Source organism: Neobacillus massiliamazoniensis (genome assembly GCF_001048695.1).
In the GTDB taxonomy this organism is placed as follows: domain Bacteria; phylum Bacillota; class Bacilli; order Bacillales; family Cytobacillaceae; genus Neobacillus; species Neobacillus massiliamazoniensis.
The window spans coordinates 501,206-518,005 of the sequence record NZ_CVRB01000001.1 but is presented as its reverse complement, the minus strand read 5'-3'; the positions used below and the strand labels follow the sequence as shown (position 1 = coordinate 518,005).

The following is a 16,800-nucleotide window of genomic DNA, read 5'->3' as shown; positions in this document are numbered from 1 at the left end:
TTTTTTCTTTAAAACAGGAAAATTAACCTTTTTAAGCGAAGTAAAAAGATAAAACAATTAAGAGGAGGCTTTATTTTGAACTGGAAAACTCGAATTACCGAAATTCTTAATATTCAATATCCTATCATACAAGGTGGATTGGCTCATCTTGCTTATTCTAAGCTGGCTGCTGCTGTTTCTAATGCAGGGGGGCTTGGTCAAATTACAGCAATGTCCCTCGAACACCCTGATGACCTACGTAAAGAGATTCGTCATGTTAAACAGCTGACGAAGAATCCATTTGGTGTTAATTTTGCAATCGGTCAGCATGGCAGACCATTTCAAGAGTTTTTGGAGGTGGCAATCGAGGAAGAGGTACCTGTTGTTACCATGACAGGAGGAAATCCTGCTCCCATTTTTGAACAATTAAAAGGAACCACCATAAAAAAGCTTGTTCTAGTTGCCGCAAGGAGACAAGCGATTAAAGCAGAAGAACTTGGTGCTGATGCGGTAATGGTTGTTGGACAGGAGGGCGGAGGGCACCTAGGTAGGGATGATGTCGGTACTTTTGTATTAATCCCTCAAGTGGTTGACTCTGTTTCAATCCCGGTCGTTGCCTCAGGGGGAATTGGTGATGGAAGAGGGCTGATGGCGGCGCTTAGTCTAGGTGCTGAAGGAATCGAAATGGGGACAAGATTTATTGCCACGAAGGAATGCGAACATGCGAGTGAAGTATATAAAAAAGCGCTAGTTGAGGGATCAGAAGCTGATACGGTAGTGATAAAACGTTCACTTGGAATGCCAGCGAGGGCACTTGCTAATCGTTGGACAGAAAAAATTCTCGAAATCGAGAAAAATAATGGAAATTACGAACAACTTAAAGATTTTATTAGTGGAAAAGCGAACAAGCGATATATATATAATGGGTTTGACGAAGAAGGCTTTGGATGGGCAGGACAAGTGACGGGATTAATAAAGGATGTTCCAACGGTTGAAGAGCTATTTAAACGAATGATAAGTGATGCTGAACAAATCCGTGAAAAATGGGGAAAATAAAGGTATTCTATATATTAAGGAAAGGCTTTGTAAAGGTTATTGTTGATTTTTGAAACTATGTTGATTGGAGCGCAAATCAACAGGCAAGTTTAACACAGCCTAAGGAAATAATAAAGCAGGTGAAAACATGGAATACCAATATCCGATTGATTATAGCTGGTCTACCCAAGAAGTCGTTGATGTCATTCAGTTTTTTGAAGCGATTGAAAGAGCCAATGAAACGGGAATCGAACGTGATGAACTGATGAACTCTTATCGCCGTTTTAAAGAAATTGTTCCCAGCAAAGCAGAAGAAAAAACGATTTGTGGAGAATTTGAGGAAATCAGTGGTTATTCAGCTTACCGGACAATAAAAAAGGCAAAAGATGCAGCTTCAGGTGAAAGAATCTTATTGAAATAAACAAAAAAGAGGATGTCCCAGGGGGTTTGACCCTTTAAGGACATTCTCCTATTTATAATTATTAATAATTTTATATAAGTCCGATACTTTCGAAAATACTTCCTCTATTTGTTCAAGAAGTCCATTCTCCCCCAAATGAATTACTGTATCTCTGTCGATGCTAAATAACTTTTTCGATTTCATTTTTGCCTTTCCCCTTATTCCGTAATTTTTCTTTATTTAACCGTAACATAAATAAAAATGAATTTTAGGAAAAATTAGAAATCTTTCGAATACTCTTTGGGGTGCATTTTATTATACCAAGACGCTTTTTTGTTGCAACGACATTTTGTAAAGCGGGAATAATGTTTTGAATGTATCTTCCACAAGCGACATGAAGGCGTCACCGTCGGACAATAACGGATCATTTGCGGCAATATGTCGCCCAACAAGAAATTCCGCCTTCTTGACGTCACGGAAGCGTTCAAGGGTGTCTTTCATGTTGATATCGTTCATTGAAGCCGATTCCTTTTTCATATGATCGAGTGAAACAACATAATCGGCGGGAATAGTCGCCTTGACTGTTTTCAAATTCTTCAAAAATGTCTTGGCCATTTCCGTCTTGTTTGGTAGTTCGTAAATGAACGCAAGCCAAATGAAAACATGGTCGTCGAACAATCCGACTTGGAAATGCGGGTGTTGCTTATAACCCCGTTTGTTTGCGGCGATAGCCAACCAAGTATCTTGCGGGGCGTTGACGGTTCGGCGGGCGTGTTTCGCAATATGTAAAAACATTTCATTTCCTGCTAATGTTGAAAGTTCGTCCGTCAACAATTGACCGATTGCACGGAACTTTGGTCGAATCCGTTCTTCAATCGCTTCCATTCTTGCCTCTAATCCATCTATCATAAATACATCAAAATCCTCTTTCGTAAAGCCAGTGAAACTCATCTAATCACTCCCATTAAACCTTTGTCAAATATTGTAGCATATCGAAAAGATTTCAAAAAATTTGTTGCTTAATTAGGTTTAAGCACAAATTTGTTACATCCCTCCAGCATAACTCATACTATACAATAAAAAAATAATCTGAAATATTAATAAATTAACGGTGTGGAAGGAGAAGAGAATGGTGAAACAGCTAATGAATACAACATTAAAAAAACCAGGTGATAAAGAAAAAACAGCTGTATTAAGGCTAGAAATGGATTACGAATTGGCGACATTATTTGAAGCAATTGAAGAAAACAACGATAAAAAAATGAAAGATTGTAAACATAAGCTAGAAAAAATTCGTCAAGAATTAATTCGACTAAAAGCTCTTTGATAAAGAGGAAACTTTTTTTCTAAGGGGAAAAAATAAGAAATGAACCGAAAAAGTTTGGATAGGATACTTATTTAAGGCGAACTCCGATTACAGATGATAGGGGTTCGTTTATTATTGTGGTGATACAAGGGAAAGCAAAAAGTTGAAGATTAGAATGATTTCAGATAAGCTAAAAATACACTTAAATGATGATAAATTTACATAGACTAAAATGGATAAGGAAATATTTTTTTGGAGGAAAACGATGAATTGGGAAAAAATTGATCGACTTGCAAAGGAATGGGTTATGGAGGCAGGAAAAAGTATTCGTTCATCCTTTGATAAGACATTAAATATTCAAACAAAATCAAACCCGAAAGATCTTGTAACCGATATGGATAAGGAGATTGAACAATTTTTTATTCGAAAAATAAGAGGCATTTTTCCCGAGCATAGAATTTTAGGTGAAGAAGGTTTTGGTGACGAATTTGAGAACCTTCACGGGATTGTTTGGCTTATTGATCCGATTGACGGGACGATGAATTTTATTCATCAACAGCGGAATTTCGCAATTTCTGTCGGTGTTTATGAAAATGGAATTGGAAAAATCGGTCTTGTTTACGATGTTGCGCATGATGAGCTTTATCATGCTTTTCGTGGCAAGGGTGCATTTATGAATGAGAAGCAGCTGCCCACCTTAAAAGAAACGACTGTAAAAGAGTCCATTATTGGCTTAAATGCGACATGGGTAATGGAAAACCGGAGAATTGATCATAATCTTCTTATTCCGCTTGTAAGGGAAGCGCTCGGGACAAGGTCTTACGGCACAGCAACCCTTGAAATGGTCTATGTTGCAACAGGAAGAATGGATGCATATTTATCAATGAGACTATCACCGTGGGATTATGCTGCCGGAGCTGTCATTGTCGAAGAACTAGGGGGCAAGGTGACAAATTTACGAGGTGAGACATTGAATTATCTTTCAATGGATTCCTTGCTAGTTGCAAAACCTGGTTTACATCAGACAATATTAAAAGATTATTTAAAAGATGGAAAATGGTAAAAGAGGATGTCTCAAAAAAAGGGTCAGACCCCTCAATCTACAAGGAGGGGTCTGACCCTCTTTTTTATATTTGCCCATTCTCACGCATTTTTCTTTTTGTTTTAAAGCCCATTCCCATAACAAGAACGACCAGTAAGATTGAACCCATTACCCCTATTACACTTTTTTCACTAATTGCTACTCCAATTCCCATAATACTTGCTGTTGCAAGTACGGCATACATAACAAAAATCCATTTAATTTGCTTCATATGATTGTCCCCTTTGTATTTGCGAAATGATGTTTACATGTCTACAATAAAAACATTATATTTATTTTACATAAAATCTTTATAGGTTTCCACTTTAATTATGGTATAATATTTTAGTTGTTCTTGGGAAATTAAAAATAGCTATATTTTCTATAAATTAGGAGTGAATACATTGAAAAAACGAGAAGGCATTCGAAATATTGCTATCATCGCACACGTTGACCATGGTAAAACCACATTGGTGGACCAATTATTAAAACAATCTGGAACTTTCCGTTCCAACGAGCATGTTGAAGAACGTGCCATGGATTCAAATGATTTAGAAAGAGAACGTGGAATTACCATTTTGGCGAAGAATACCGGAATTCAATATAAAGACACTAAAATAAATATATTAGATACTCCGGGTCACGCTGATTTTGGCGGCGAAGTAGAGCGGATTATGAAAATGGTTGATGGTGTTTTATTAGTCGTGGATGCATATGAAGGTTGTATGCCTCAAACTCGGTTTGTTCTAAAGAAAGCGTTGGAACAAAATTTAACGCCAATTGTAGTCGTCAATAAAATTGACCGCGATTTTGCTCGTCCTGCAGAAGTAATTGATGAAGTCATTGATTTGTTTATCGAGCTTGATGCAACGGAAGAACAGTTAGAGTTTCCTGTAATTTATGCTTCTGCTATTAATGGTACTGCAAGTACTGATGCGGAAAAGCAGGATGAAAATATGCAATGCTTATACGATGCTATTGTTGAGCATATCCCAGCTCCAATTGATAACAGCGATGAACCGTTGCAATTCCAAGTAGCTTTGCTTGATTATAACGATTATGTTGGCAGAATTGGGATTGGTAGAGTTTTCCGCGGAACAATGAATGTTGGCCAGCAGGTAGCTCTTATGAAGGTAGATGGTTCTGTTAAACAATTCCGTGTAACTAAAATCTTAGGGTTTTTTGGATTAAAACGTATGGAAGTTCAAGAAGCGAAGGCGGGAGATTTGGTAGCCGTTTCCGGCATGGAAGATATTAATGTTGGGGAGACCGTTTGCCCTGTTGAACATCAAGAAGCCCTACCTATTTTACGGATTGATGAACCAACGCTACAAATGACTTTCGCTGTAAACAACAGTCCATTTGCAGGAAAAGAAGGTAAATATTTAACTTCCAGAAAAATTGAAGAGCGTTTATTATCTCAATTACAAACCGATGTCAGCTTACGAGTTGAAAATACCGAATCGCCAGATGCTTGGATCGTCTCAGGCCGCGGAGAGCTCCATCTTTCAATTTTAATTGAAAACATGCGCCGAGAAGGCTACGAGCTTCAGGTTTCTAAACCGGAAGTAATCGTAAAAGAAATTGATGGTGTCCGCTGTGAGCCAGTTGAACGTGTCCAAATTGATGTCCCTGAAGAACATACTGGTTCAGTAATGGAGTCAATTGGTGCACGTAAGGGCGAAATGCTGGATATGATCAATAACGGTACAGGCCAAGTTCGTTTGATTTTTAATGTACCTGCCCGTGGCTTAATTGGATATACTACAGAATTTTTAACGTTAACTCGTGGATATGGTATAATAAATCATACATTTGACAGCTATCAACCGATGGCAGCTGGGCAAGTCGGAGGCAGACGTCAAGGTGTCCTTGTTTCAATGGAATCTGGAAAGGCTTCAACGTATGGAATTATGCAGGTAGAAGATCGTGGCACTATTTTTGTTGATCCTGGTACAGAAATTTACGAGGGCATGATTGTTGGTGAGCACACCCGTGAAAATGATCTCTCGGTTAATATTACAAAGGTAAAACAAGCAACCAACGTTCGTTCTGCAAATAAAGACCAAACATCTGTGATTAAGAAGCCGCGCATTATGACGTTAGAAGAGTCATTAGAGTATTTGAACGAAGATGAATTTTGCGAAGTAACGCCTGAATCCATTCGCCTCCGTAAAAAGATACTCGATAAAGGTGAACGTGAGAAATCGGCTAAAAAGAAAAAGTATGCTGAACAGAGCTAATAAGAAAAGCGCAAGCGCCCTGGTCAGCGGCGTATGGCCTGGAGCGCTCCAACTGAGATAAAGGAAACACGAAGAGCTGGAGGCGATTCGATGTTGACTTATCGTAGGGCGGAGAGCGAAGGACACTAGCCGCTAGGGCGCTGGAGCTAGACAATTCTTGAAGTCAATTTTTGTACTTTCTTATCTTTTTAAAAAGGAGTGCACGCTGTGGAGGAATTAAAATCATTCTCCCCAAGCTTAAGATTTTTCATTGAGCTTACGGGTAGTATTAAAACAGGCGTTATATTACAATATTTCTTTATCGTCATTCTGACCATTATTGTATATAGATTAGGCTTTGCTAAAAAGCTGCCTCTTTTAAAAAACATTGTGATTTATACTTGTCTCATTATTGGCTGTTTGCTTTTACTAGTATTCTCATACGGATTACCAATTGCAGAAGGATTAGGGGTGGCTGCCATTATATTAATTGCCTATAAAATCCGCCTGCATCAATCGAAAAGGCAGCAATCTGAAGCAAAATAACGGGGGATATAGAGATGAAATCCTTACACGATGCACTATATAATTGGCTTACGATCAAAACTGTGTATGACGCTCGTCCTGATGACACAGCGGCTAAGGAGACCAAAGAACTTTTTGATGGGATCTTAGCAGATGAATATCATGTAACGAATATTGAGGTCACAAAAGATGATATGATGTACTATATTTCGTATCATCATGAGGACGAGACAAAAAAAACGCGTTTTCCTCGAGAATACATTGAGGTTACGCTAAACCAAATTAATCAGAATCCAGAGAGATATCAAAACTATCCCACTGAAGAATAAAGAAAAGCGGAAGCCCTGAACAAGGCGCTTCCGCTTTTCTTTTTGTCTAGCTCCAGCGCCTAGCCCCTCGAGGTCATAAGCCACTTCCAAAATGAAGGCAAAAAACGCCTTCCTTTTGGAACCGTCTTATGCTTGTCGGGGCAGAGCAAGGCGCTTCTGCTTTTCTTTTTGTCTAGCTTCAGCGCCTAGGGGCTCGGGTCATAAGCCAATCCGTCATGAAGGTTAAAATCAACCTTCACGCCGGCTCGTCTTATGCCGGTCGCCCCTGGTCAAGGCGCTTGCGCTTTTCTTTTTGTCTAGCTCCAGCGCCTAGCCCCTCGAGGTCATAAGCCACTTCCAAAATGAAGGCAAAAAACGCCTTCCTTTTGGAACCGTCTTATGCTTGTCGGGGCAGAGCAAGGCGCTTCTGCTTTTCTTTTTGTCTAGCTTCAGCACCTAGGGGCTCGGGTCATAAGCCAATCCGTCGTGAAGGTTAAAATCAACCTTCACGCCGGCTCGTCTTATGCCGGTCGCCCCTGGTCAAGGCGCTGCCGCTTTTCTTTTTGTCTAGCTCCAGCGCGCCCCTCGGGGTCATAAGCCACTTCCAAAATGAAGGCAAAAAACGCCTTCCTTTTGGAACCGTCTTATGCTTGTCGGGGCTGAGCAAGGCGCTGCCGCTTTTCTTTTTACCAATCTTCTTTTTCGTCAATGGGGCGATACAAGCGAAAATTTCCCGATTCTATCCTGGCATTGGTTCTGTCTGAAATTCTTTTATGGCAATCATTACACATAAATGTGTGGATCGGTCGATTGCGAAGCCGCTTTGCTATTAAGGATTCATCGTCAATCGATTCAATTTTATCGCAGATTACACATTTTACTCTCACTATATGACACCTCATATGTATTTGTTTTATTTAGAAGAAAATATACAAGTAGTATATCATGGAAGAAGGATAGTAGTTAAATCAATTCTGGTTAAGTTGCTGAAAATAAGGGATAGTAGTAATATGAGAATATCTGTTTGAATACAGGGAATAAGAAAAGCGGAAGCGACTTGGTCAGCTCAGATGGGCTAGGCCTTGAAGCCGGACAAAGAAAATCAAAGGGGGTTTAACAATGGCAAATCAAGTAGAACCAAAATTAATTAAGCCTTTGTATGATGAACTTCAAAAAGAAAGATTTGTGATATTAGCAACAATAGATCATGAAACAGGAGGGCCGAACGTCAGTGCCATCTCTTGGGTATTCGCAAAAGACGAGAGTACTGTTTATTTTGCTATTGATAACCGCTCAAGAATACTCGAGAATATTAAAAATAATAATTTAGCTGTCATCAATATGATTGCAAATGAATCTACATATTCTATTTATGGTGAGGCTCATGTCAAAGAAGAGCGAATAAAGGATGTACCGCTTAAACTTGCCTTGGTTGAAATTTCTATCAAAGAGGTTAGGGATGTTATGTTTTACGGGTCAAAAATTATCACCGAGCCGCAGTATGATAAAACTTATGATAAAGTTGCAGCGGAGAGATTAGATAAACAGGTAATGGAAGCAATGAAAAAAGCTTAGTCACTAAGCTTTTTTTCATGGTTTCTTATTTTTATTTTGATAATTAGATTGTTCCTCTTGTTTTTTGTCTAGGTTCTTCTGTTCGTTAGGAGAAAGCTTTTCATTAGGCTTATCGGTTGCGTTTTTCGGATTAGGAGTGATTAAATCGCCAGGAATTTCTGGCATCAGCCGTCCGGTAACATCCGCCAATTCCTCCATAATTCCCTGAATAGGCCTTCCTTTATTAATATCTGCAGAAATTTCTTTCAATCTCTGGGTTGTGTCAACGTCTGCAACGACCACTGCCTTAGCGCCATAAGGGTCCTTTTTTAGACTTTCCGCCACAGAATATTTAATCGATCCTACCTGTGATCGATCAAGCTTAGAATTCACATCTATGCCCACAATTGCATATTGACCGATTACTACCGCCGTTGCATCATGAACATTTGGAATACTTGTTGCTAGATGAACTAGTCGCTTGGAGATTTCCTGTCCTGTTTTTCTGTCAACCTCTTTTATATTACTGTTTTTGACATTGATTAATGATTGACGATCATTTGTTTGAATATTTTGATTCGTACTGCACCCCGTTATGATGATAAGGATTGCCGTCAACTGCAGCAGTTTCTTCATTTGAAAATCGACCTCCAGGAAGCAAAATTCAACAATAAGCTTTTATTTCCAATGGGTTAGATGTCTTCATTTTATTGTGCGGAAATCCTTCTATCTTTATTCTGATTCACATATATTTTACCAATGTCTTACCCAGGAAAAGAGTTTGTTTGCATACCTAACAAAACAACACTAATTGAAGCGGGAGGCGACCCTTTGAGTAAAATATACGTGCTGGATACAAACGTTCTGCTCCAAGATCCCTATTCTATTTTCTCATTTGATGATAATGAAGTTGTCATTCCTGCGGTTGTTCTCGAAGAGGTGGATTCCAAGAAACGATACATGGATGAAGTCGGGAGAAATGCAAGGCATGTATCAAGACTAATCGATGGACTCAGGGCATCAGGTAAGCTTCATGAAAAAATTCCTCTTGAAAGAGGGGGGACGATTAGAATTGAATTAAATCATCGTTCTTTTCATGAGCTGCAAGAAATTTTTATTGAAAAAACAAATGATAATCGAATTCTTGCAGTAGCAAAGAATTTATCATTAGAGGAACAAACGAAGGAAAACGGTAAACCTGTGATTCTCGTCAGCAAGGATGCATTAGTGAGGGTAAAAGCAGATGCCATCGGATTAAATGCAGAGGATTTTTTAAATGATCGTGTAGTCGAAACAGATCATATTTATACCGGTTTTAATGAAGTTTTTATTCCCATTGAATTCTTAGGCCGATTTTATGAAAAAGCAGAGCTTTCGCTTTCAGAAATTGCCAATCACCCATTTTACCCTAATCAATTTTTAATTATGAAGGATATACTAGGCAGTTCTGCCTCAGCAATTGGTTTAGTTGATAAAACGAGTAAAAAAGTAATGAAACTATCGATCAATCAAGAGCATGTTTGGGGGATTCACTCAAGAAATGTTCAACAGACGATGGCGATTGAGCTATTGCTTAACAAGAATATCCCCCTAGTAACTTTGATTGGAAAGGCGGGTACGGGGAAAACGCTGTTAGCACTAGCTTCTGGCTTGATGCAAACGGAAGATTTAAGGGAATATAAAAAGCTTTTGGTTGCACGTCCAATCGTTCCTGTTGGTAAAGATTTAGGGTTTCTACCTGGAGAAAAGCAGGAAAAGCTCAGACCGTGGATGCAGCCTATTTATGATAATCTTGAATATCTTTTTAATACGAAAAAGCCAGGAGAACTTGATGCGATTTTAGCAGGGATGGGTTCGATTGAGGTTGAAGCATTAACCTATATTCGCGGTAGAAGCTTGCCAAAGCAATATATTATCATTGATGAAGCGCAAAATTTAACAAAGCATGAAGTTAAGACGATTTTAACCCGTGTAGGGGAGGGAAGTAAAATAGTGTTGATGGGGGACCCCGAACAGATTGACCATCCATATTTAGATGCCTACAATAACGGTTTAACATATGTGGTGGAAAAATTTAAAGACCAAACTATTTCTGGGCATATCAAGCTAATGAAAGGAGAGAGGTCAGGCTTGGCGAGGTTGGCAGCCGATTTGTTATGATGGAAAACGAAACGGATGCCAGTGGCACCCGTTTTCGCTTATTTTATTTGAAATCCTGTCACATTTTTAATCGGATTTTCTTGGTTTGTCCCATCGCCAAAATAAACATAAACAGGTCCATCGCTAGTCAGCGGCTTTCCTTTATTGGAAAAACCTAAAATTAGTTCATAAGCATCTTGAAGAGGCAATTCAAAATTTCCATTTGAACTAGTGATGACAAAAATTTCCGCATCACTAAGTGGTTGGGAATTATCCAAAAAAGGCTTAATTGGAATTCCGAACGTGCCAGTTAAAACCTTTTCCTTTTCAAATTTCTTTTCAGTTTTTAAGGTAGGTGGGAAGATTGCACCCTCCATAATTTCTCGATCCCAATGTTTTGAAACATTCTTTTTGTATTCTTCCAATTCGTTCACCGAGTCTTTTCTTTCAGAAAAATAAGTCGTTAAATCGAGTCGGCGATCATCGAAAATCCATGTACCAGGATCTAGTGTAATCGGAAATTTTACCTTTCCGGTTATTAATAGAATATTTTCCATAAACCATACCCCCATTCACTACACGAATTAAAGTATAACCTTTTTTATAAAGAAAGTCATATCCAAAGGAAAGCACTGCTGTAAATCCTTTATTATTCTTGCAATTTTCACTTTTAAACGTTAAAATTTAAAGATAAATGGGTAATCGCTCTGAAATGGGGGGATCAACGTTGGCGTCTGATATGATCGTGAATCATCCAGAAAAAGCTTTAGCCTTATTACAGGCTGATGCTGAAAAGATATTAAAGCTTATTAAAGTGCAAATGGACAATCTCACGATGCCTCAATGCCCTCTTTATGAAGAGGTGTTGGATACACAGATGTTCGGTCTATCGAGGGAAATTGATTTTGCAGTTCGATTAGGCTTAATTGAAGCTATTGTTGGGAAAGAGATTTTAGATAAATTAGAGAGAGAATTATCAGCTCTACATGATGCATCCTTAAGAAAATAGCCATCTTAAGAACTCAAACAATAGAAGCAATTTGTTTGAGTTCTTTTTTTTACTCATAGGCTGTTTTAAAGGTCATGGTTGATTTTTGAAACTATGTTGATTGGAGCGGAAGGCGCGAGATCCTCGAAAATGCTATCGCATTTCCTTCGTGCGGTGTAGATTCAAAGATACTGATTCAACGTCCTGCAGGAGGCTCCCCGGAACGCCCGCGGAAAGCGAAGCGTCTGAAGCGCAAATCAACAGGCAAGTTTAACACAGCCTACTCATAAAAAAGTCTGAAATAGAAATTTTGTCAAGTAATTAGCTGCATTATATATTATAATTTGATATATATATCAATTTCGAAAATGAGGAAGTATGGAATGGTAAAGAAAATATTAAAATCGTATGATTATACATTAGTCATTGCAATGCTCCTTCTATCTGCTTTTGGATTAGTGATGGTTTATAGCGCTAGTATGGCATATGCTGTTCAGAGGTATCACGTTTCTAGCGATTTTTTTTACCAAAGGCAAAAAATATTTATGTTAATATCACTATTCATTTTTATTATTGCTGCGATCGTTCCATATAAAATTATGAAGTTTACGAAATTTTTTTTAGCACCCTTAGTTATTCTTTCTATACTTTCACTGGTAGGGCTGTTTTTCTTCGGAAATGTTGCCGGCAACGCCGAAAGCTGGTACCAAGTTGGCCCACTTAAACTTCAGCCAGCTGAGTTTGTAAAGCTTTGTGTGATTATTTATTTATCTGCTGTCTACGCTAAAAAGCAGTCATATATTAATCGATTTAATACAGGCGTTTTGCCCCCGCTCATCTATTTGATTATCGTGTGTGCTTTAATTATCAAGCAACCCGACTTTGGAACGGCAGCTATTATCGCATTAATAGCTGGGACGATTATTATTTCTTCAGGAATGAATTATAAAACGATGACAAAATTAGTGGTTTTCGGTCTATTATTATCATTGCCACTACTTTTTGTTATGAAAGGAAAACTACTAACCTCAAAACAAATGGACCGGATTGCTGTTATAAAAGACCCGTTTGCTACTGCGCAACACGAAGGTTTTCACCTTGCTAACTCATACATAGCTATTGGCAATGGAGGAGTGCACGGCTTAGGACTTGGAAAAAGTGTTCAAAAGTTAGGGTACCTGCCTGAATCTCATACCGATTTTATCATGGCAGTTATTGCAGAAGAATTAGGCATTTGGGGGGTTGCCTTTGTCATTGTTCTATTGGCCTATATTGTTTTAAGGGGGATATATATTGGTCTACAATGTAAAGACCCGTTTGGCAGCTTGCTTGCTATTGGAATTTCAAGTATGATTGGAATCCAGAGTTTTATTAATCTTGGAGGTGTATCTGGCTTCATTCCCCTAACAGGTGTACCACTTCCATTTATCAGTTATGGAGGCTCATCATTATTAATGTTGGCCGTTGCAATGGGTATACTCGTTAACGTTTCGATGTTCGTAAAATATGAAAAAAAATATAAAGATAACAAGGAACAGAAAGTTCAAAACGGCGTAGGACGAAAAGGAAAGGTTACATATATATAAAAAAAGTTGCCGAATCATGACGGCAACTTTTTTTGCTTTCTTCTCGTTCTTGAGTATAAGAGTAAGAAATAACTTAAAACCCCGAACAAACAAGTAATAAAGAAAGCGTGAAGAAGAGCAATAAACAGATTTAGCCTGCTGAAAATAATCAATACGCCTGCTAAGAGCTGCATGGAAACAAGGATAAAGGAGATTATCCATCCCCAATAAAGGATCTTTTGATTTTTATAGTATTTTATAGCGAGAAAAGTAATATAACCAATCCAAATAAAGATTAATTCTGCCGCTGTTCTGTGTCCCATTTGCACCCATTCATACATATTGCTAGGAAGAGCCGGAGCGTCATTTATGCAAAGCGGCCAATCCCGGCAAACGAGACTTGATTTTGTGTGACGAACAAGTGCCCCTGTGTAGATTACTATATAACTGTATATGGAGACGGAAACAATATGAAACCCCATTCTTTTATCGATGACCAGTTTGTCAGCTTCAAACTTCTTATCTACTTCAAAAATTAACAATGTGAGCAAAAAAACGGCAGCAAACGAAATTAAAGATATTCCAAAGTGAAGTGCCAGAATAAAGCTTGACTGACCCCATTTAACTGCAGCGGCTCCAATTAAACCTTGCAGGAGCAAAAAGAAAAACGAAAGAAATGATAGGAATTTGGTTTCTCTGATATGGCCAATCACTTTCCATGTCCAAACTGATAAAACCAGCACCATAACACCCACTAAACCTGAAACTAGCCTATGTGCAAGCTCTATAACTAATTGAGGTGTTATATGAGTTGGTAGAAATTGTCCGTGACATAATGGCCAGGATCTACCGCAGCCCATTCCTGATCCTGTTTTGGTAACAAGAGCACCGCCTAATAATACAAAAATCATTCCAATTGTGGTTGCTACTGCTAACCACTTTAAAGAACGTCGCAATACCTTCACCTTCTTAACAATAGTTCAATAATTTGTAAATTGGGTAATATTTACATTATGTAGAGTATAAGGAAACTCTTTTCCATCATAACCAATTACAGTTAAAAAGAACAGAATTACAACTAAATATTTTATAATACTTATTTCAAATTTATGATTGAGAATGAATAATGTTTATTTTTCTCTATTATTATAGTGAAAACCGTTGAAACTTAACTGGAAGTTTGTTAGAAATAAAGTATGAACTATCCAATTAGAATAATTATTTTTTATAAGTAAGTATTTTTCGCTAAAAATTCGCTTATTTTCAACGTTTAAGCTAAAAAAAATTAAATTCAAGGAAAATAGGATAATTAGAAAATGTAAGTGTACCAACAAAATAGGTTTTTCTTCACAAATTAGTCAAAAATTATTCAGAAAAAGTTCACAAAAATGTCAAGAAGTGTGATTTAATATACAGAGAAAGTGTTTTTTAATTCGAAATATTATAAAATATAATTAGCGTTTTGAGATATTTTATGTTTCGTATCTGCTTTGAAAAATTGTTAGGAGGAGAATAGATGTCCAACTCAAAATCTTATGGAGAAACAGCCATTGAAAATAATGCTTCTGTCCTGCATTCTGATATAGAAAAAACATCGATCTGGAAAGACTTCACGGCCCTCATAAAAATCGGAATTGTAAATTCAAATCTTATCACAACGTTTACGGGGCTATGGCTTGCGCTTCATTTTACGGGCCAGAGTTTCCTTAATAATCTAGATATTGTGTTTTTTACCATTGTTGGATCGTCGTTAATTATAGCGGGGTCTTGCGCTATAAATAATTATGTTGACCGAGACATTGATCATTTAATGGAGAGGACAAAATCAAGGCCGACGGTAACAGGAAAAGTGAGTCTGGGGAAAGTTCTTGCCTTAGGTATTACCCTGATTAGTCTAGGTACACTGTGTTTATTCTTTACGACAATAACTGCAACAGTAATAGGACTGCTTGGAGTTTTTACCTACGTCGTCCTTTATACATTATGGTCAAAACGTCAATTAGTTTCTAACACGATAATCGGGAGTATTTCCGGTGCGGTTCCACCTTTAATTGGTTGGGCAGCGGTTGATGCTAAACTCGGAATTATGGCATGGTCATTGTTTGTTTTGATGTTTATTTGGCAACCTCCACATTTTTATGCTCTTGCAATGAGAAGGGCAAAAGAATATAAAGCTGCAGGGATCCCAATGCTTCCAGTCGTTAAGGGCTTTAAAACAACAAAAAAACATATACTTGTCTGGGTGGCTGCACTATTACCTATTCCATTCTTTCTACACTCACTTGGAATCCCATTTCTAATTCTTGCTTCCGTTTTAAATATCGGTTGGCTAGTCTTAGGGATTTATGGATATAAGATCAAAGATGATATGAAATGGGCAAAACTAATGTTCGTGTACTCATTGCAATACTTAACGATTATTTTTGTAGCCATGGTCGTTGTTACATTAGTCTAGTTTTGCCAGCGTTTTCTTTTGCATTTTAGGGAATGGGTGTACCTAATACTTTAAAGGAGGTTGCGAGTAGAAACGCAATTTCCTTTCAATGTAAAAGAAACCGCATACATACTTCTTTTGATCAAACATATTTTTATAAAGAATCTTTAGCGAAAGAGGGGTTTGATTAAGCTATGAAAAGGCTTCCAAAATGGCGCTTGATGTCGTTATTTACGATTTTGGCGCTGGTTCTTTCCGGATGTGGTGAACCGTATCTATCCGCTTTAAAGCCTGCCGGTGAAGTTGCTGACATGCAATATTACTTAATGAAGTTAAGTACATTAATCATGGTTGGAGTTATTCTAGTTGTCCTCATTATCTTTGTTTTGGTCTTTATTCGTTTTAGAAGAAAAGATGATAAAATACCAAAACAAGTAGAAGGCAGTCATACATTAGAGATTATCTGGACTGCTATTCCAATTCTTCTCCTATTAATATTGGCTGTTCCAACAGTAGCTACTACATTTAAGCTTGCAGATGTTTCTAAGATGGATAGTAAAAATGCGTTAGTTGTTAATGTACGCTCTCATTTATACTGGTGGGATTTTGAGTATCCTAAGCAAGGAATTGTGACAAGCCAGGAGCTTGTTGTCCCTACAAATGAAAAGGTTTACTTTAACCTAAAATCAATGGATATCAAGCACGCCTTCTGGATTCCCGCTGTTGGCGGAAAAATGGATACGAATACAGACAACATAAATAAATTCTGGTTGGAGTTTGATGACAAGCGTGCAAATGAGGCAGGAAATCTATTTTATGGTAAATGTGCGGAGCTATGCGGACCTTCCCACGCATTAATGGATTTTAAAGTAAAAGCTATTAATCGTGATAAATTCGATAGCTGGGTTACAGCCATGAAAAACGTAAAGACCCCAGAAAAACCTGATTCAGCTTTGGCTCAGCAAGGACAAGAAATCTTTAACAAAAGCTGTATTGGCTGCCATGCTGTGACACCTGCTAATAAAATGCCGGATACTGCTCGTCTTGCACCAAACTTAACGGATTTTGGTGACCGTTCACGTGTTGCAGGGATTTTACCACACACAAAAGAAGATTTAAAGAATTGGATCAAAAATCCTGAAGCCTATAAGCCTGCTAATCAGATGACAGGAAAATATGGGCAGCTAACTGATGATCAAATAAATGCGGTAGCTGAATACTTAATGAGTTTAAAGGTTCAGCAATAAAAGGGGAATTGGTTGAA

The 16,800-nt window shown here is 37.9% G+C and carries 21 protein-coding genes; 13 read left to right on the top strand and 8 right to left on the bottom strand.

The annotated features are described in order from the left end of the window. Nucleotides 1–75 precede the first annotated feature (75 nt). Both BN1082_RS02590 and BN1082_RS02585 read left to right on the top strand, forming a co-directional pair. A complete protein-coding gene (locus tag BN1082_RS02590) occupies nt 76–1,035 on the top strand; it encodes an NAD(P)H-dependent flavin oxidoreductase (RefSeq protein WP_090630426.1) in 960 nt (319 codons plus the stop codon). A gap of 127 nt (nt 1,036–1,162) precedes the next feature. After that, nucleotides 1,163–1,435 (top strand): UPF0223 family protein, encoded by a 273-nt coding sequence (locus BN1082_RS02585; protein ID WP_090630423.1) that lies wholly within the window; start codon nt 1,163–1,165, stop codon nt 1,433–1,435. Between the two features lie 48 nt (nt 1,436–1,483). Here the strand turns inward: BN1082_RS02585 and BN1082_RS28470 are convergent, their stop codons facing one another. Then, nucleotides 1,484–1,618 carry a hypothetical protein gene (locus BN1082_RS28470; RefSeq protein WP_281176982.1) on the bottom strand — a complete coding sequence of 45 codons (135 nt, stop codon included), beginning with the start codon at nt 1,616–1,618 and terminating at the stop codon, nt 1,484–1,486. A gap of 111 nt (nt 1,619–1,729) precedes the next feature. Next, nucleotides 1,730–2,365 carry a YktB family protein gene (locus BN1082_RS02580; RefSeq protein ID WP_090630420.1) on the bottom strand — a complete coding sequence of 212 codons (636 nt, stop codon included), beginning with the start codon at nt 2,363–2,365 and terminating at the stop codon, nt 1,730–1,732. A gap of 181 nt (nt 2,366–2,546) precedes the next feature. On the opposite strand from BN1082_RS02580, the gene BN1082_RS02575 reads away from it, so the two are divergent. Beyond that, nucleotides 2,547–2,741, top strand: a complete 195-nt coding sequence (locus BN1082_RS02575; protein ID WP_090633099.1) for a hypothetical protein — start codon at nt 2,547–2,549, stop codon at nt 2,739–2,741. Between the two features lie 244 nt (nt 2,742–2,985). Beyond that, nucleotides 2,986–3,783, top strand: coding sequence for an inositol monophosphatase family protein (locus BN1082_RS02570; RefSeq protein WP_090630416.1), 798 nt, complete (start codon nt 2,986–2,988; stop codon nt 3,781–3,783). Nucleotides 3,784–3,847: 64 nt separating this feature from the next. Here BN1082_RS02570 and BN1082_RS02565 read toward each other — a convergent pair whose 3' ends face one another. Continuing rightward, entirely contained in the window at nt 3,848–4,033 is a 186-nt protein-coding gene (locus BN1082_RS02565) for a YlaF family protein (RefSeq protein WP_090630413.1), read from the bottom strand. 172 nt (nt 4,034–4,205) lie between these two features. Between BN1082_RS02565 and typA the strand changes: the two genes are divergently transcribed. The 3 genes from typA to BN1082_RS02550 all read left to right on the top strand — a co-directional run bounded on the left by typA (nt 4,206) and on the right by BN1082_RS02550 (nt 6,877). Beyond that, nucleotides 4,206–6,044, top strand: a complete 1,839-nt coding sequence (gene typA, locus BN1082_RS02560) for a translational GTPase TypA (protein ID WP_090630408.1) — start codon at nt 4,206–4,208, stop codon at nt 6,042–6,044. Between the two features lie 198 nt (nt 6,045–6,242). Further along, complete coding sequence (locus BN1082_RS02555; RefSeq protein WP_090630405.1) at nt 6,243–6,569, top strand: YlaH-like family protein; 327 nt, start codon at nt 6,243–6,245, stop codon at nt 6,567–6,569. Nucleotides 6,570–6,583: 14 nt separating this feature from the next. Beyond that, nucleotides 6,584–6,877 carry a hypothetical protein gene (locus BN1082_RS02550; RefSeq protein ID WP_090630402.1) on the top strand — a complete coding sequence of 98 codons (294 nt, stop codon included), beginning with the start codon at nt 6,584–6,586 and terminating at the stop codon, nt 6,875–6,877. Nucleotides 6,878–7,355: 478 nt separating this feature from the next. Here the strand turns inward: BN1082_RS02550 and BN1082_RS27240 are convergent, their stop codons facing one another. Next, nucleotides 7,356–7,565: a hypothetical protein gene (locus BN1082_RS27240; protein WP_176699620.1), complete on the bottom strand. Its 210-nt coding sequence runs from the start codon at nt 7,563–7,565 to the stop codon at nt 7,356–7,358. Beyond that, the gene (locus tag BN1082_RS02545; protein WP_090630399.1) at nt 7,543–7,743 is read right to left on the bottom strand and encodes a YlaI family protein; all 201 of its coding nucleotides are present in this window, start codon (nt 7,741–7,743) and stop codon (nt 7,543–7,545) included. The genes BN1082_RS27240 and BN1082_RS02545 overlap by 23 nt, the downstream gene beginning before the upstream one ends. A gap of 232 nt (nt 7,744–7,975) precedes the next feature. Here BN1082_RS02545 and BN1082_RS02540 point away from each other — a divergent pair, with 232 nt between their 5' ends. After that, the gene (locus tag BN1082_RS02540) at nt 7,976–8,431 is read left to right on the top strand and encodes a pyridoxamine 5'-phosphate oxidase family protein (protein WP_090630397.1); all 456 of its coding nucleotides are present in this window, start codon (nt 7,976–7,978) and stop codon (nt 8,429–8,431) included. A 15-nt stretch (nt 8,432–8,446) separates the two neighbouring features. Here BN1082_RS02540 and BN1082_RS02535 read toward each other — a convergent pair whose 3' ends face one another. Then, nucleotides 8,447–9,046, bottom strand: a complete 600-nt coding sequence (locus BN1082_RS02535) for a YhcN/YlaJ family sporulation lipoprotein (protein WP_090630394.1) — start codon at nt 9,044–9,046, stop codon at nt 8,447–8,449. Nucleotides 9,047–9,241: 195 nt separating this feature from the next. Here BN1082_RS02535 and BN1082_RS02530 point away from each other — a divergent pair, with 195 nt between their 5' ends. Then, nucleotides 9,242–10,570 (top strand): PhoH family protein, encoded by a 1,329-nt coding sequence (locus BN1082_RS02530; protein WP_090630391.1) that lies wholly within the window; start codon nt 9,242–9,244, stop codon nt 10,568–10,570. Between the two features lie 38 nt (nt 10,571–10,608). On the opposite strand, the gene BN1082_RS02525 is transcribed toward BN1082_RS02530, so the two are convergent. Beyond that, nucleotides 10,609–11,106 (bottom strand): hypothetical protein, encoded by a 498-nt coding sequence (locus BN1082_RS02525; RefSeq protein WP_090630388.1) that lies wholly within the window; start codon nt 11,104–11,106, stop codon nt 10,609–10,611. A 170-nt stretch (nt 11,107–11,276) separates the two neighbouring features. Between BN1082_RS02525 and BN1082_RS02520 the strand changes: the two genes are divergently transcribed. Together BN1082_RS02520 and BN1082_RS02515 are read left to right on the top strand one after the other, a co-directional pair. After that, entirely contained in the window at nt 11,277–11,558 is a 282-nt protein-coding gene (locus BN1082_RS02520) for an Fpa/YlaN family protein (RefSeq protein ID WP_090630385.1), read from the top strand. 362 nt (nt 11,559–11,920) lie between these two features. After that, the gene (locus tag BN1082_RS02515; RefSeq protein ID WP_090630382.1) at nt 11,921–13,123 is read left to right on the top strand and encodes an FtsW/RodA/SpoVE family cell cycle protein; all 1,203 of its coding nucleotides are present in this window, start codon (nt 11,921–11,923) and stop codon (nt 13,121–13,123) included. Nucleotides 13,124–13,137: 14 nt separating this feature from the next. Here the strand turns inward: BN1082_RS02515 and BN1082_RS02510 are convergent, their stop codons facing one another. After that, complete coding sequence (locus BN1082_RS02510) at nt 13,138–14,058, bottom strand: COX15/CtaA family protein (protein WP_090630379.1); 921 nt, start codon at nt 14,056–14,058, stop codon at nt 13,138–13,140. Between the two features lie 560 nt (nt 14,059–14,618). Between BN1082_RS02510 and cyoE the strand changes: the two genes are divergently transcribed. Continuing rightward, entirely contained in the window at nt 14,619–15,557 is a 939-nt protein-coding gene (gene cyoE, locus BN1082_RS02505) for a heme o synthase (protein WP_090630376.1), read from the top strand. Nucleotides 15,558–15,730: 173 nt separating this feature from the next. Continuing rightward, nucleotides 15,731–16,783 carry a cytochrome c oxidase subunit II gene (coxB, locus tag BN1082_RS02500; RefSeq protein ID WP_090630373.1) on the top strand — a complete coding sequence of 351 codons (1,053 nt, stop codon included), beginning with the start codon at nt 15,731–15,733 and terminating at the stop codon, nt 16,781–16,783. The last annotated feature ends 17 nt before the right edge of the window (nt 16,784–16,800 follow it).